Source organism: Enterobacter sp. WP_7_1 (assembly GCF_003688535.1).
In the GTDB taxonomy this organism is placed as follows: domain Bacteria; phylum Pseudomonadota; class Gammaproteobacteria; order Enterobacterales; family Enterobacteriaceae; genus Enterobacter; species Enterobacter asburiae.
This window is the reverse complement of sequence record NZ_REFK01000001.1, coordinates 1,463,147-1,476,951: the sequence shown is the minus strand read 5'-3', so window position 1 is coordinate 1,476,951 and position 13,805 is coordinate 1,463,147. Positions and strand designations below refer to the sequence as shown.

Here is a 13,805-nt window from a genome sequence, read left to right as displayed (position 1 = left end):
ACCCGGCCTACAAAACCCGCAGGCCCGTGAAAGCGAAGCGCCGCCCGGCAATCACATCAATGATAGGTCTTAATAATTTCCAGCACGCCGTTAATAATAAACTGCACGCCCATACAGACCAGTAAGAAGCCCATCAGACGGGAAATCGCCTCGATACCGCCCTTGCCTACCCAGCGCATAATGGCGCCAGAACTGCGCAGCGACGCCCACACTATAACCCCGATAATCGCAAAAATCAGCGGTGGCGCAACCGTCAGCACCCAGTCCGGGAAGGTTGCGCTGTCGCGCACCGTTGAGGCGGAGCTGATGATCATCGCGATCGTACCCGGCCCCGCCGTGCTCGGCATGGCAATCGGCACAAAGGCGATATTCGCGCTCGGCTCGGTTTCCAGCTCTTCCGATTTGCTGGCCGCTTCCGGCGACTCATGCGCTTTTTGCGCCGGGAACAGCATGCGGAAACCGATAAAGGCCACAATCAGCCCCCCGGCGATACGCAGGCCGGGGATGGAAATCCCGAAGGTGTTCATCACCACCTGTCCGGCATAGTAAGCCACCATCATGATGGCAAACACATACACCGAGGCCATCATCGACTGATGGTTGCGCTCGGCGCTGTTCATATTCCCTGCCAGCCCGAGGAACAGCGCCACCGTCGTTAACGGGTTAGCCAACGGCAGCAAGACCACCAGCCCAAGGCTGATTGCTTTTATTAAATCCAACATAGTGCGTTGTCGTCCTTATCCATATTTAACACAGCAATTATAGGGTGAAAGTGTGACATTGAGCCATGGGCGCAACGCAACGATTATTTCTGTTCTGGAAAGATAACTCACAGTTATCTATATGATTTGAAAGACCACAAAAAAAGTTCATGAAACGTTTTAGCAATTCGTGGCATCGGCTGACTCATTCAGTTGACTTATACTTGCCTGAGCAATAATATCTGCCGTGACTAACTACTTGCCAGGGCAACCATTGTGAAAAGCACCAGTGATATCTTTAACGACGTTGTTCCGCTGGGTCGTCTTATTCATATGGTAAATCAGAAAAAAGATCGCCTGCTCAATGACTATCTGTCACCGCTGGATATCACCGCAACACAGTTCAAAGTGCTGTGTTCCATTCGCTGCGAAGTGTGTATCACACCGGTTGAGCTGAAAAAGGTGCTCTCTGTCGATCTGGGCGCGTTAACCCGCATGCTCGATCGTCTCGTCTGCAAAGGATGGATAGAACGAAGCCCTAACCCGAATGACAAACGCGGCGTACTGGTGAAGCTGACCAGCGATGGCGCGGCCATGTGCGAGCAATGTCATCAATTAGTAGGACAAACACTGCATCAGGAACTAACAAAAAACTTAACGGCAGATGAAGTGGCAACCCTTGAGCTTCTGCTCAAAAAAATACTGCCGTAAACAGAAAAAGAGGTATGACGATGTCCAGACGCAATACTGACGCTATCACCATTCATAGCATTTTGGACTGGATCGAAGATAACCTGGAATCGCCGCTCTCCCTTGAAAAAGTGTCAGAGCGTTCAGGTTACTCCAAATGGCACCTGCAACGGATGTTCAAAAAAGAGACCGGTCATTCATTAGGTCAATACATTCGCAGCCGCAAGCTGACGGAAATTGCCCAGAAACTGAAAGAAAGCAATGAGCCGATCCTTTATCTGGCGGAGCGTTACGGATTTGAATCGCAACAGACCCTGACGCGTACGTTCAAGAACTATTTTGACGTGCCGCCTCATAAGTACCGAATCACCAGCGTGCCGGGCGAATCCCGATACCTGTATCCGTTAAAACACTGTAGTTAATCATCGCCTGTAACAGACGTAACCGAGGAAATCATGAAAGTTACCGCCTCCGCCGCCCTCGCCTTGCTGGTGCTGTTCTCCAGCCAGACCTTCGCGGAGCAAACCCCTCGTGCAACGCAGCAAAATAATCCTGATACGATGATTTTGCCGTCAGCACATGACCAGTCGCCTTATGATTTCAACCATATGGGTGCTGGTAGCGACAAATCCGACGAATTGGGCGTGCCTTATTATAATCAGCACGGCCTCTGATTCGTTTTTGCCCCGCAGACGCGGGGCTTTTTTTTATGCCTTTCTTACCCGCGTCGCCCGACGCACGCGCAGGCCAAAGACATTAATATACAGCCCGGCCATGATCAGTACGGCGCCAATCAGCTGCAGCGCGCTCAGCGTTTCATCCAGTAAGAGTGCCGCACTGGCAAGCCCCACCACCGGCACCAGCAGGGATAACGGAGCGACGCGCCAGGTTTCATAGCGCCCCAGCAGCGATCCCCAGATCCCGTAGCCCACAATGGTGGCGACAAAGGCCAGATAGACAAGAGAAAGGATTGTGGTCAGATCGATTTCGACCAGACTGTTCAGCATTACATCCGGGCCATCCAGAATAAACGACGACGCCAGAAACGGGATTATCGGGATCAGCGCGCTCCAGACAACCAGAGACATCACCGCCGGGCGCGCCTCGTGCTGCATAATCAGCTTGTTGAAAATATTCCCGCAGGCCCAGCTCAGCCCCGCCGCCAGCGTCAGCATAAAGCCGAGCAGCGCCACATGCTGGCCGTTCAGGCTGGCTTCAATGAGCACCAGCACGCCGAACACCGCCAGCGTAATGCCCGCCAGCTGTTTGCCCTGCAGACGCTCGCCAAACACGAAGGCGCCGAGAATAATGGTAAAGAACGCCTGCGCCTGCAACACCAGCGAGGCCAGACCGGCCGGCATACCGAACTTGATGGCGCAGAAGAGAAATGCGAACTGGCCGAAGCTGATGGTCAGGCCATAGCCCAGCAGCAGCTTTAACGGGATCTTCGGACGGGCAACGAAAAAGAGCGCCGGGAACGCAACCAGCAGAAAACGCAAACCGGCCAGCATCAGCGGCGGCATGTTGTGTAACCCCAGCTTGATGACCACAAAATTGAGCCCCCATACTACGACCACCAGCAACGCCAGCAGCCCGTCTTTACGCGTCATACCCTGCCCCTGAATTATTAATTATTTGTTAACACTTCAAGGTAACAGAAAAAAGCGGGCGGCGAGAAGATCATTAATTCTGGCAGTCAGGCGAAGCACTTAGGGATAAATTAGGCGCTATACAAGCCCCTTATGTCGTGATAATCCTTTTAGGACACAACATAAAAAGCATAAGCATTTGTCGGGCAGGAATATGAAACCATCTCTCAGGCGCTCAACCGCAGCGCTGCTGGCATCGTCATTGTTATTAACCATCGGTCGGGGGGCAACGCTGCCGTTTATGACCATTTATCTCACGCGCGTCTACAGCATGAGCGTCGAGAATATTGGTTATGCCCTGACGATTGCGCTGACTATCGGCGTGGTGTTCAGCCTGGGATTTGGCATTCTGGCAGATAAGTTCGATAAAAAGCGCTACATGCTGATTGCGATCGTGGCCTTTATCGCGGGGTTTGTCGCGATCCCGCTGGTCGATAACGTCACGCTGGTGGTGCTGTTCTTTGCGCTGATCAACTGCGCCTATTCCGTTTTTTCAACGGTGCTGAAGGCCTGGTTCTCCGACGTGCTCACCGCAAGCCAGAAAGCGCACGTCTTCTCGCTTAACTACAGCTTTCTGAACATTGGCTGGACGATCGGGCCGCCGATTGGCACCCTGCTGGTGATGTACAGCCTGCAGCTGCCGTTCTGGCTGGCGGCCTTCTGCGCCGCGCTGCCGCTCGGATTCATCCATTTCTTCGTGCAGAAAAGCGTTGCGCTGGATACCGCCGAGGAGAAGATGCCCTGGCAGCCGTCGGTGCTGCTGAAAGACCGCGCGCTGTTCTGGTATATGCTCTCTGGCCTGCTCGCGTCATACGTCGGCGGATCGTTCGCGACCTGCATTTCGCAATACGTTCTGGCCGCGCATGCGGACAGTAATTTCGCCGAAAAGGTGGTCGCCGTGGTATTGCCCGTCAACGCCGCCGTGGTGGTGACGCTGCAATATGCGCTGGGCCGCAAGATCTCTGCCAGCAATATTCGCCCGCTGATGACCCTCGCCACCCTGTTTTTTGTCGTGGGGCTGGGTGGCTTTATGATCTCCGGGGAAAACCTGGTCTACTGGGGCATCGCTGCCGCCATCTTTACCCTGGGTGAGATTATCTATGCGCCGGGCGAATACATGCTGATCGACAACATTGCCCCGCCGGGGATGAAGGCAAGCTATTTCTCCGCGCAGGCGCTGGGCTGGCTCGGCGCAGCGGCAAACCCGATGATCACCGGTATTATCCTGACCAACCTGCCGCACTGGTCGCTATTTGTCATTATGATGGTCGCCATTGTCATTGCGTGGCTGATGATTTTGCGCGGGATGAGCGTGAAGGCGTGGTGCGAAACGCCCAACGTGGCGTAGCGCTTCCAGGCCGGGTAAGGCGTAGCCGCCACCCGGCAATAAAGCATCAGTGATGCAGCATTTCCTCCACCACCTGCTCTTTGTACATCTCATTGGGATAATAGGTCGGCCAGTTATCCATCTCTTTCAGCAGCGCCTCGTGGGAGGTGTTGCCCATGAAAATGTGAAAATGCGAAGAGGCTTTCGGTGCGATGGTGTGGTCGCTGAACTGAACAAACTTCGGTGCCTTGCTGCCGGCATCCTTACACTCAAACAGATAGCGAACGCCTTTTTTGCCCGATGCGTAGGTCAGTATTTTGTAGCCGCTGTAATCATACTGACAGCGGCTGACCGCTTTGCCCTTATGAAATTCCATCACGTTATTTTCGATGCCGATAGCATCCACGTCCGTCGCATAACCCTTGCGGTAGTACGCTTTCACCTCGTCAAAGGTTTTGCTTTTGTCTTTCTGCGCTTTCTGTTTAAACACCGGATCCAGCGAGCCGTCCAGCAGGAACGGATAGACCGACTGCCAGGTCCCGTCCCAGTCAGACAGCGATCTGTCCTTCACGTCCTTATCCTCAAACACGCCGCTCGCCGCTTTCTGTTCCGCTTCGGTCATCTGATGGCCGTGCGAGTGAGCAAACAGCTGGCCGCTGACCAGCAGCGCCCCCAGAGTCATGGCAAATTTTCCAATATGTGCAGCCAACATAACATCCTCATTCCGTTTGATAAGAATGAAGATGTTATAATATAACATTTCATATCGCAACCAATCCGCGAACGCCCTCCTGCTCCATGTTTTCACCCCGTCCGCGCTGAATAATCGTACCGCGCGACATCAGCAGATAGCTGTCAGCCAGCTCGGCGGCAAAGTCGTAAAACTGTTCGACAAGCAGGATCGCCATGTCGCCTCTGTTCGCCAGGGTGCGGATCACCTGGCCAATCTCTTTAATCACCGACGGCTGTATGCCTTCCGTCGGCTCGTCCAGAATCAGCAGCTGCGGACGGCTCGCCAGCGCGCGGCCAATCGCCAGCTGCTGCTGCTGTCCACCGGAGAGATCGCCCCCGCGCCGATGCTTCATCTCTTTGAGTACCGGGAACAGCTGCCAGATCTCGTCCGGAACCTGCTTCGCCTCGCGGGCGGAAAATCGCGACAATCCCAGCAGGAGGTTCTCTTCCACGGTCAGGCGCGGGAAAATCTCGCGGCCCTGCGGGACGTACGCCACGCCAGACTGCACCCGCTGGTGCGGCCTGCTGTGGGTGATCTTTTTACCCTGCCAGATGACCTCCCCGGTTTTCGCCGGGATCAACCCCATCAGACACTTCAGCAGCGTGGTTTTCCCGACGCCGTTGCGGCCCAGCAGGCAGGTGACTTCTCCGGTGACGGCCTCAAAACTCACGCCGCGCAGGATATGGCTGCCGCCGTAATACTGATTCAGTTCGTTAACCTGTAACATCATCGCTCCTTAGCGCCCCAGATAGACCTCAATCACCTGCTCGTTAGCCTGCACCTCGCGAAGCGAACCTTCCGCCAGTACCCGCCCCTGGTGCAGCACCGTGACGTGGTCGGCGATGGTTTCAACAAAGCCCATATCGTGCTCTACCACCATCAGGGAATGCTTACCCGCCAGCGTTTTGAACAGCTCGGCGGTGTATTCCGTTTCCGCGTCGGTCATCCCGGCGGCCGGTTCATCCAGCAGCAGCAGGTGCGGGTCCTGAACCAGAAGCATCCCGATTTCCAGAAACTGTTTTTGCCCGTGAGAAAGCAGCCCGGCGCGGCGGTCGCGCTCGCTGCTAAGGCGCAGCAAAACCAGCATCTCATCAATGCGGTCGCACTGCTCACCGTTGAGTTTTGCCCGCAGGCTCGCCCAGACGGATTTATCGGTTTTCATGGCGATCTCCAGGTTCTCCCACACCGTCAGGGCTTCAAAAACGGTGGGTTTCTGGAATTTACGCCCGATCCCCTGGCGGGCAATGCTCGCAGGCTCCAGCGCGGTCAGGTCGATGGACTGATCGTAAATCGCCCTGCCGCTCTTTGGCCGCGTTTTGCCGGTGATGACGTCCATCAGCGTGGTTTTACCGGCGCCGTTAGGGCCAATCACGCAGCGCAGCTCGCCCACGCCGATATTCAGCGAGAGATCGGTCAGGGCCTGAAACCCATCAAAATTGACGTTAATGGCCTCAAGCTGAAGCACCGGGTCGGTCTGTTCACGGTAACGATCGCCCGGCAACTGGCGGGTAAATAACCCTTCGGCTGGCTGCATTATTTATCTCCCTTTCGAAACAGACCGTAGACGCCGCGCGGTAAAAACAGCGTGACGGCGATGAAAATCAGCCCCAGGAACAGCTGCCAGTATTCCGGCATCGCGACGGTGAAGAAGCTCTTGGCACCGTTTACCAGCGCCGCGCCAATCACCGGTCCGACCAGCGTGCCGCGCCCGCCCAGCGCCACCCAGATGGCCGCTTCAATCGAGTTGGTCGGCGACATTTCACCGGGGTTGATAATGCCCACCTGCGGGACGTACAGCGCCCCCGCCAGGCCGCACAGCACGGCAGAAAGCGTCCATACCAGCAGCTTGAACCCGCGCGGATCGTAGCCGCAAAACGTCAGGCGGTTTTCGGCGTCGCGAACGGCGGTCAGGATGCGGCCAAACTTGCTCTTCGCCAGGGCAAATCCGGTGCCCAACGCCAGAATCAGCAACAGCACGGTCGCCAGAAACAGCGCGATACGGGTGGTCGTTTCCGTCACCGAAAACCCGAGCAGCGTGGTGAAGCCGGTAAAGCCGTTATTGCCGCCAAAACCGGTTTCATTGCGAAAGAACAGCAGCATCCCGGCATAGGTCAGCGCCTGGGTCATAATCGAGAAATAGACCCCTTTGATCTTTGAGCGAAAGGCTAACCAGCCGAACACCAGAGCCAGCAGGCCCGGCACCATCACAATCAGCACCAGCGCCCAGGCAAAATGCTGGGTTCCCCACCAGAACCACGGCAGCTCGCTCCAGGAGAGAAACGACATAAACGCGGGAAGACCGTCACCCGCGGCCTGACGCATCAGGTACATGCCCATCGCGTAGCCGCCCAGGGCGAAGAAGATACCGTGCCCAAGAGAGAGCATCCCGGCGTAGCCCCACACCAGATCCAGCGCCACCGCAACGATGGCATAGCAGAGGATCTTGCCAATCAGCGTCAGCATCCAGGTCGACAGCGCCAGCGGATGCGTCGCGGGCAGTAAGGCGAAAAACGGTAAGATCAGCAGACACACCACCAGCAGGCTGCCTGCAAGTTGCGTTGTGCGCGGCGCTTTGCGCGCCAGCGTTAAGGTCAGCGGCTGGCTCATCAGTCAATCACCCTCCCTTTCAGCGCAAACAGCCCCTGAGGGCGTTTCTGAATAAACAGCACGATCGCCACCAGAATCACGATCTTGCCCAACACCGCCCCCATCTGCGGTTCAAGAATTTTATTGAAAATACCCAGGCCAAACGCCGCGGCCACGCTGCCTGCCAGCTGCCCAACGCCACCGAGAACGACCACGAGGAAGGAATCAATAATGTAGCCCTGGCCCAGCTCCGGCCCGACGTTACCGAGCTGCGATAGCGCCACGCCGCCTAACCCGGCAATTCCTGAGCCAAGCCCAAATGCCAGCATATCGACGCGGCCTGTCGGTACCCCGCAGCAGGCGGCCATGCTGCGGTTCTGCGTCACCGCGCGCACGTTCAGCCCCAGACGGGTTTTATTCAGAATGAGCCAGGTAAAGAACAGCACCAGCAGCACGAAGCCCAGCACCACGATGCGGTTCCACGGCAGCGTCAGGTTGGCAAAGACCTGCACCCCGCCGGAGAGCCATGCCGGGTTGGCGACCTCCAGGTTCTGGGCGCCAAAGGTCATGCGCACCAGCTGGATAATCATCAGGCTGATCCCCCACGTTGCCAGCAGCGTTTCCAGCGGACGACCGTACAGATGGCGGATCACGGTGCGCTCCAGCACCATCCCGATACCCGCCGTCAGGCAGAACGCGACCGGAAGCGCGATAACGGGATAGAGCGCCAGCCACTGTGGCGCAAGCCCGGCCATCGCCTGCTGCACCATCCAGGTGGCATACGCCCCCAGCATCAGCATCTCGCCGTGCGCCATATTGATGACCCCCAGCAGGCCGTAGGTGATGGCAAGCCCCAGCGCCGCCAGCAGCAGCACCGACCCCAGGGACAGCCCCATAAACGCCTGGCCCAGCAGATCGCCCCACATCAGCCGATGCTGGATCTGGCTAAGGCTCTCCTGCGCGGCGGCGCGAACCCCGGCATCAGGCTCTGTCTGCGCCTGGGTAAACGGAGTAAGTCTGGACTCCACGTCCGGATCGTCAGACTGCCCTAATAACTCGACGGCCTTGCGGCGCACCTCTGCCTGCGGGCTGGAGAGCTGGAGATTCGCCACCGCCAGTAATAGCGCCTGACGTGCCACCGCGTCCGTTTCATCGTTTACCCGCTTTTCCAGAAAAGCGAGCATTCCGGGCTGGGCATCCCGCTGAAGCTGACGAGCCGCTGCCCGCCTTTCTGTGACGCTGTCACTCACCAGCTGATGCGTAGCGATGGCCGTGGCGGCCAGCACGCGCAGCCGGTTGGTCAGACGAACGGCTTTAGCTGCCCCTTCGGTCGACTTCGCGTCACCGAGCGACACCATTTGACCGCCGCGCTGCGCAAAGGCGTGCTTTTGGCTGTCGGTATAGAGGTTTTCTTTTTGCAGTGCCTGCAGCAGCGGCAGCCTCGAGGCGTCCGGCGCGGCGGCCCACTGCGAAAGCAACTCCGCCTGCTGGCTGCGGCTGGCGGCAACAAAACGATCGGCATCCGATGCCTGCGCCATCCCTGGCAGCAGTCCGGAAAGCCATACAAGAGCGATGAACATGCGCATGGCGTTCATGACGTTTCTCCCTGGTGATGGCTTAGTTGCTGGCGGTTTTCATCGGCTGGTCGGGCTTTTTATCGTTTCCGGCGATGAACGGGCTCCACGGCTGGGCGCGTACCGGCTGCTCCGTCTGCCACACCACGTTAAACTGGCCGTTACCTTCGATTTCACCGATCATGACCGGCTTATGCAGATGGTGGTTGGTGGCATCCATGGTGAGCGTAAAGCCAGACGGCGCCTTAAAGGACTGGCCGGCCATCGCCGCACGCACTTTATCCACGTCGGTAGTGCCCGCTTTTTCCACCGCCTGCGCCCACATATGGATCCCCACCCAGGTAGCTTCCATCGGGTCGTTGGTCACCACGGTATCGGCATTCGGCAGCTTGTGCGCTTTGGCATAGGCTTTGTAATCCGCCACGAAGGCCTGGTTGGTCGGGTTATCCACGGATTCAAAGTAGTTCCACGCCGCGAGGTTACCGACCAGCGGTTTGGTGTCGATCCCGCGCAGCTCTTCTTCGCCCACGGAGAACGCCACCACCGGTACGTCTGTCGCCTTCAGCCCCTGGTTAGCGAGCTCTTTGTAGAACGGAACGTTGGAATCGCCGTTGATGGTCGACACCACGGCGGTTTTACCGCCCGCAGAGAATTTCTTGATGTTGGCGACGATGGTCTGGTAGTCGCTGTGACCGAACGGGGTGTAAACCTCCTCGATGTCCTTATCCCCAACCCCTTTCGAATGCAGGAACGCGCGCAGGATCTTGTTGGTGGTGCGCGGGTAAACATAGTCCGTGCCCAGCAGGAAGAAGCGCTTCGCCGCGCCGCCGTCTTCGCTCATCAGGTATTCCACCGCCGGGATGGCCTGCTGGTTCGGCGCCGCGCCGGTATAGAAGACGTTCGGCGACATCTCTTCACCTTCATACTGCACCGGATAGAACAGCAGACCGTTCAGCTCCTCGAAGACCGGCAGCACGGATTTGCGCGATACCGACGTCCAGCAGCCGAATACCACCGCCACTTTATCCTGACTCAACAGCTGGCGCGCCTTCTCGGCAAACAGCGGCCAGTTTGAGGCCGGATCCACCACTACCGGCTCCAGTTTTTTACCCAGCACGCCGCCTTTCGCGTTGATCTCGTCGATGGTCATCAGCGCGACGTCTTTCAGCGGCGTTTCGGAGATGGCCATGGTGCCGGAAAGAGAATGCATGATCCCTACTTTGATGGTATCGGCCGCCTGCACGCCAAAACTCATTCCCATCGCCACGACGGACGCGGATAACGCAAAGGCTTTTAATAAGGTACGACGCTGCATATTTTCACTCCTGAAAAAGAACGCTGTGCGAAAACGTCCGTTACGGCGTGGACGCGGAAAATAAAGATGTCAGCGAAGCAGGAGCAAAAAGGATGCCAGAATGGAGGTAGCGCTATTTCTGGAGGGGGAACGCGGGATGTAAAGAGAACGTCTCAGAATGGCACAGCGCTGCACTTTTATAATGCAGCGCTGAGGTGGAAGTTTTACCAGACTTCGCTGGCGATCTGCGTGACCAGACGGACTTTGTCCCACTGCTGGGTTTCGCTCAGGCTGTTGCCCTCTTCGGTAGAGGCAAAGCCGCACTGCGGGCTGAGGCAAATTTGCTCTTTTGCCACGTATTTCGCCGCCTCTTCCAGACGAGCCTTAATACCCTCCGGGTTCTCCAGCTCTCCGTTTTTGGTGGTGATCAGGCCCAGCACCACCTGCTGCTTGCCCGGGCGAATGAAGCGCAATGGCGCGAAATCACCGCTGCGGTCGTTATCGTATTCAAGGAAGAAGGCGTCAACGTTGACCGTGCCGAACAGCACTTCCGCCACCGGCTCGTAGCCGCCTTCGGAAATCCAGGTTGAACGGAAGTTACCGCGGCAGACGTGCAGGCCGATGGTCAGATCGTCCGGCTTGCCTTCCAGCGCCTTGTTCAGGACGCGGGCATAGATGCGTGCCAGCTCATCGGCATCATCGCCGCGCTCGCGGATCTGACGGCGCTGATCGTCCGAACAGAGATAGGCCCAGACGGTGTCGTCCAGCTGCAGGTAACGGCAGCCCGCGTCGTAAAATGCGCGGATGGCGTCGCGCCAGGTGGTCGCCAGATCGTCGAAATAGTCATTCAGATCCGGGTACACCGTCTCATCGATGTCTTTACGCCCGCCGCGGAAATGCAGGACGCTTGGGCTGGGAATGGTCATCTTCGGCTGAGCATTGCCGCTGATGCTTTTCAGGTAGCGGAAATCTTCGAGCATCGGATGGTCGCCAAAGCCCAGCTTGCCGGTGACGCGCACGCCGTGGGCTTTGGTTTGTACCCCGTTGAACTGGATGCCCTGCTGTGAATCGTAGCGCTCAACGCCCTGCAGACCGTCAAAGAAGTCAAAGTGCCACCAGGCACGGCGAAATTCACCGTCGGTCACGACATGCAGGCCGCACGCACACTGCTGCTCGACGACGTGGCGGATGGCATCATCCTCTACCGCGCGAAGCTGTCCGGCGTCAATTTCGCCGCTGGCGAACTTCAGGCGAGCCTCTTTGATGGCATCCGGGCGTAAAAAACTGCCGACTACATCGGCGCGGTACGGGGCGTGCTGTCGTTGCATGGAAATCTCCTCAGTCTGCCGGCGATAATTGCCCGCAGTGATAATTCATCATTTGAAGTTTTAGACTTCTGGATGTCTAAACATCCAAAAAAGATGTCATACCTGTCCTGTTCCGGCAAACGAGAAAATTTCACGGGTGTTGAAAAAAATTCATGTTCACAGCGCGACGGCAGTTTCGCTGCTGGCAAAGGCGAACTTTTCATCCTCCCATCCGGTGATCCCCCCGAGCATGATTTTGACCGGCAGCCCGAGGCGCGCCAGCTTGAGCGCGGCTCTGTCCGCGCCGTTACAATGCGGCCCTGCGCAGTAAACGACGAACAGCGTGCCTTCAGGCCATTCGGCCATGCGCTCAGCGGTAATCTGGCTCCGCGGCAGGTGCAGTGCGCCAGGTACGTGACGGCGGGCAAACTGCTCCTGGCTGCCCACTACGTGTAGCAGCACGAAGTCCTGCTCATGGTTGACGATGGCGTGATGCACATCCGCACAGTCGGTTTCAACGCTCAGGCGGCGCAGAAAATGGGTAACGGCTTCCTGCGGCTCGGCAGCCGGAAATTCAGTAACATAGCTCATGATCCTTCCTCATCTTTGGCGTTTGTGTTAACACTACTCTACCCACAAATTCAGCCCGTGAATGCGTTCGCTCATGCCAGAAAACAGCAAAAAGATGACAAACTTAAGACAAATTGCCCGCCCGCAGGTGGTCGTGCTGGCGTATGACGGTCTGTGTACCTTTGAGTTTGGCGTGGCGGTGGAGATCTTCGGCCTGCCGCGTCCCGAGCTGGGCGACGAGTGGTATCGTTTTGCGGTGGCGAGCGTGGACAGCGGTGAACTTCGGGCAACTGGCGGGATCCGCATCGTTACCGATGGTGATTTAAGCCTGCTTGCGTCTGCGGACCTGATTGTGGTTCCCGGCTGGCGGGGGCTGGATTCACCGGTTCCGGATGCGCTCTGCGAGGCACTACGCCAGGCCAGCGCGCGAGGGTGTCAGCTGCTCTCCATCTGTTCGGGGGTGTTTGTGCTGGCCGCAACGGGGCTATTGAACGGCCGCAAAGCCACGACGCACTGGCGCTACGTTGACGCGCTAAAAGCCCGTTACCCTGACATCGACGTGGTTGAGGATGTGCTCTACCAGGACGAAGGCGATATTCTGACGTCCGCTGGCAGCGCGGCGGGGATCGATCTCTGTCTGCACGTTGTGCGGCGGGATTTTGGCATGGAAACCGCCAACAGCGTGGCGCGTCGGCTGGTCATTCCCCCTCACCGGGATGGTTCACAGCCGCAACAGCTGAGCCGTCCGGTGGCGCAGCTGCGGGAAAGCCAGCGTCTCGGCCAGCTGTTTGATTTTCTGCACACGCATCTTATCGAGGCGCACAGCGTCGACTCCCTGGCGCGTCGGGTCGGAATGAGCCAGCGCACCTTCCTTCGTCGCTTCGAGGCGGCAACGGGGACGACGCCCGCACGCTGGTTAATCAATGAGCGCCTGCTGAGAGCGAAAGATTATCTGGAAAGCAGCCGGTTAAGCATCGACAGCATCGCTGAACAAACCGGGTTTGGTCAGGCGTCGACACTGCGTCATCATTTTCGCCAGCAGTTCGCGCTTTCCCCGGCTCAGTATCGCAAACAATTTTCACGTCCGGGTACTGCACGCTAACGGTTGAGGGTTCCCCACAAAATAATGCCTGCACGGACGACTCCCTCTCCCTTGTGGGAGAGGGCTGGGGTGAGGGGAACATACGGGTCTGGTGGTCATTCCGTTCACTTTATGTTCCTTGCTACTCTTTAACGACATAACCGGTGAACGTGCCAGGGTGGCTCAATCGCCACCACCCTGGCAACCCGGGCTCCCGGCGGTAAATCGCCGCTTCGCGGTCCCCTCAGCTTATTCCTTCAGGCTATCGGGTCGGGCATGAGCCTGCATCCCTG

General features: G+C 57.6%; 15 protein-coding genes. 5 read left to right on the top strand and 10 right to left on the bottom strand.

Annotated elements, in window-relative coordinates:
* Window positions 1-56: 56 nt before the first annotated feature.
* A complete protein-coding gene (locus BJ885_RS07360) occupies window positions 57-722 on the bottom strand; it encodes a MarC family NAAT transporter (RefSeq protein ID WP_023311775.1) in 666 nt (221 codons plus the stop codon).
* Window positions 723-977: 255 nt separating this feature from the next.
* On the opposite strand from BJ885_RS07360, the gene marR reads away from it, so the two are divergent.
* From marR to marB, 3 genes are read left to right on the top strand one after another with little or no spacing between them, the layout of a single operon-like run.
* Window positions 978-1,412: a multiple antibiotic resistance transcriptional regulator MarR gene (marR, locus tag BJ885_RS07355; protein ID WP_008502236.1), complete on the top strand. Its 435-nt coding sequence runs from the start codon at window positions 978-980 to the stop codon at window positions 1,410-1,412.
* A gap of 20 nt (window positions 1,413-1,432) precedes the next feature.
* The gene (marA, locus tag BJ885_RS07350) at window positions 1,433-1,813 is read left to right on the top strand and encodes an MDR efflux pump AcrAB transcriptional activator MarA (protein ID WP_008502237.1); all 381 of its coding nucleotides are present in this window, start codon (window positions 1,433-1,435) and stop codon (window positions 1,811-1,813) included.
* 33 nt (window positions 1,814-1,846) lie between these two features.
* Entirely contained in the window at window positions 1,847-2,065 is a 219-nt protein-coding gene (marB, locus tag BJ885_RS07345; RefSeq protein WP_029741246.1) for a multiple antibiotic resistance protein MarB, read from the top strand.
* A 33-nt stretch (window positions 2,066-2,098) separates the two neighbouring features.
* Here the strand turns inward: marB and eamA are convergent, their stop codons facing one another.
* Window positions 2,099-3,001 (bottom strand): O-acetylserine/cysteine exporter, encoded by a 903-nt coding sequence (eamA, locus tag BJ885_RS07340; RefSeq protein ID WP_121931541.1) that lies wholly within the window; start codon window positions 2,999-3,001, stop codon window positions 2,099-2,101.
* 193 nt (window positions 3,002-3,194) lie between these two features.
* Between eamA and ydeE the strand changes: the two genes are divergently transcribed.
* Window positions 3,195-4,388 (top strand): efflux MFS transporter YdeE, encoded by a 1,194-nt coding sequence (gene ydeE, locus BJ885_RS07335; RefSeq protein WP_121931540.1) that lies wholly within the window; start codon window positions 3,195-3,197, stop codon window positions 4,386-4,388.
* A gap of 46 nt (window positions 4,389-4,434) precedes the next feature.
* On the opposite strand, the gene zinT is transcribed toward ydeE, so the two are convergent.
* The 8 genes from zinT to BJ885_RS07295 form a co-directional block, all read right to left on the bottom strand.
* Window positions 4,435-5,076, bottom strand: coding sequence for a metal-binding protein ZinT (zinT, locus tag BJ885_RS07330; protein WP_029741243.1), 642 nt, complete (start codon window positions 5,074-5,076; stop codon window positions 4,435-4,437).
* A gap of 52 nt (window positions 5,077-5,128) precedes the next feature.
* A complete protein-coding gene (gene urtE, locus BJ885_RS07325) occupies window positions 5,129-5,827 on the bottom strand; it encodes an urea ABC transporter ATP-binding subunit UrtE (protein WP_045399259.1) in 699 nt (232 codons plus the stop codon).
* 9 nt (window positions 5,828-5,836) lie between these two features.
* On the bottom strand, window positions 5,837-6,634 hold the full coding sequence (gene urtD / locus BJ885_RS07320; protein ID WP_059346728.1) for an urea ABC transporter ATP-binding protein UrtD: 798 nt from the start codon (window positions 6,632-6,634) through the stop codon (window positions 5,837-5,839).
* Window positions 6,634-7,707: an urea ABC transporter permease subunit UrtC gene (urtC, locus tag BJ885_RS07315; RefSeq protein WP_121931539.1), complete on the bottom strand. Its 1,074-nt coding sequence runs from the start codon at window positions 7,705-7,707 to the stop codon at window positions 6,634-6,636. The genes urtD and urtC overlap by 1 nt, the downstream gene beginning before the upstream one ends.
* On the bottom strand, window positions 7,707-9,281 hold the full coding sequence (gene urtB, locus BJ885_RS07310; protein WP_059346726.1) for an urea ABC transporter permease subunit UrtB: 1,575 nt from the start codon (window positions 9,279-9,281) through the stop codon (window positions 7,707-7,709). The genes urtC and urtB overlap by 1 nt, the downstream gene beginning before the upstream one ends.
* 22 nt (window positions 9,282-9,303) lie before the next feature.
* The gene (gene urtA, locus BJ885_RS07305) at window positions 9,304-10,575 is read right to left on the bottom strand and encodes an urea ABC transporter substrate-binding protein (protein ID WP_121931538.1); all 1,272 of its coding nucleotides are present in this window, start codon (window positions 10,573-10,575) and stop codon (window positions 9,304-9,306) included.
* Window positions 10,576-10,778: 203 nt separating this feature from the next.
* The gene (locus BJ885_RS07300) at window positions 10,779-11,882 is read right to left on the bottom strand and encodes a cobalamin-independent methionine synthase II family protein (RefSeq protein ID WP_029739575.1); all 1,104 of its coding nucleotides are present in this window, start codon (window positions 11,880-11,882) and stop codon (window positions 10,779-10,781) included.
* Between the two features lie 156 nt (window positions 11,883-12,038).
* A complete protein-coding gene (locus tag BJ885_RS07295; protein WP_121931537.1) occupies window positions 12,039-12,452 on the bottom strand; it encodes a rhodanese-like domain-containing protein in 414 nt (137 codons plus the stop codon).
* Between the two features lie 73 nt (window positions 12,453-12,525).
* Here BJ885_RS07295 and ftrA point away from each other — a divergent pair, with 73 nt between their 5' ends.
* Complete coding sequence (gene ftrA / locus BJ885_RS07290; protein ID WP_121931536.1) at window positions 12,526-13,533, top strand: transcriptional regulator FtrA; 1,008 nt, start codon at window positions 12,526-12,528, stop codon at window positions 13,531-13,533.
* Window positions 13,534-13,805 lie beyond the last annotated feature (272 nt).

What these genes read in the sequence shown, in the direction of transcription:
- BJ885_RS07360 (WP_023311775.1), bottom strand. Translation starts at nt 722, where the DNA reads ATGTTGGATTTAATAAAAGCAATCAGCCTTGGGCTGGTGGTCTTGCTG.
- marA (WP_008502237.1), top strand. Translation starts at nt 1,433, where the DNA reads ATGTCCAGACGCAATACTGACGCTATCACCATTCATAGCATTTTGGAC.
- marB (WP_029741246.1), top strand. Translation starts at nt 1,847, where the DNA reads ATGAAAGTTACCGCCTCCGCCGCCCTCGCCTTGCTGGTGCTGTTCTCC.
- eamA (WP_121931541.1), bottom strand. Translation starts at nt 3,001, where the DNA reads ATGACGCGTAAAGACGGGCTGCTGGCGTTGCTGGTGGTCGTAGTATGG.
- ydeE (WP_121931540.1), top strand. Translation starts at nt 3,195, where the DNA reads ATGAAACCATCTCTCAGGCGCTCAACCGCAGCGCTGCTGGCATCGTCA.
- urtE (WP_045399259.1), bottom strand. Translation starts at nt 5,827, where the DNA reads ATGTTACAGGTTAACGAACTGAATCAGTATTACGGCGGCAGCCATATC.
- urtD (WP_059346728.1), bottom strand. Translation starts at nt 6,634, where the DNA reads ATGCAGCCAGCCGAAGGGTTATTTACCCGCCAGTTGCCGGGCGATCGT.
- urtC (WP_121931539.1), bottom strand. Translation starts at nt 7,707, where the DNA reads ATGAGCCAGCCGCTGACCTTAACGCTGGCGCGCAAAGCGCCGCGCACA.
- urtB (WP_059346726.1), bottom strand. Translation starts at nt 9,281, where the DNA reads ATGAACGCCATGCGCATGTTCATCGCTCTTGTATGGCTTTCCGGACTG.
- urtA (WP_121931538.1), bottom strand. Translation starts at nt 10,575, where the DNA reads ATGCAGCGTCGTACCTTATTAAAAGCCTTTGCGTTATCCGCGTCCGTC.
- BJ885_RS07300 (WP_029739575.1), bottom strand. Translation starts at nt 11,882, where the DNA reads ATGCAACGACAGCACGCCCCGTACCGCGCCGATGTAGTCGGCAGTTTT.
- BJ885_RS07295 (WP_121931537.1), bottom strand. Translation starts at nt 12,452, where the DNA reads ATGAGCTATGTTACTGAATTTCCGGCTGCCGAGCCGCAGGAAGCCGTT.
- ftrA (WP_121931536.1), top strand. Translation starts at nt 12,526, where the DNA reads ATGCCAGAAAACAGCAAAAAGATGACAAACTTAAGACAAATTGCCCGC.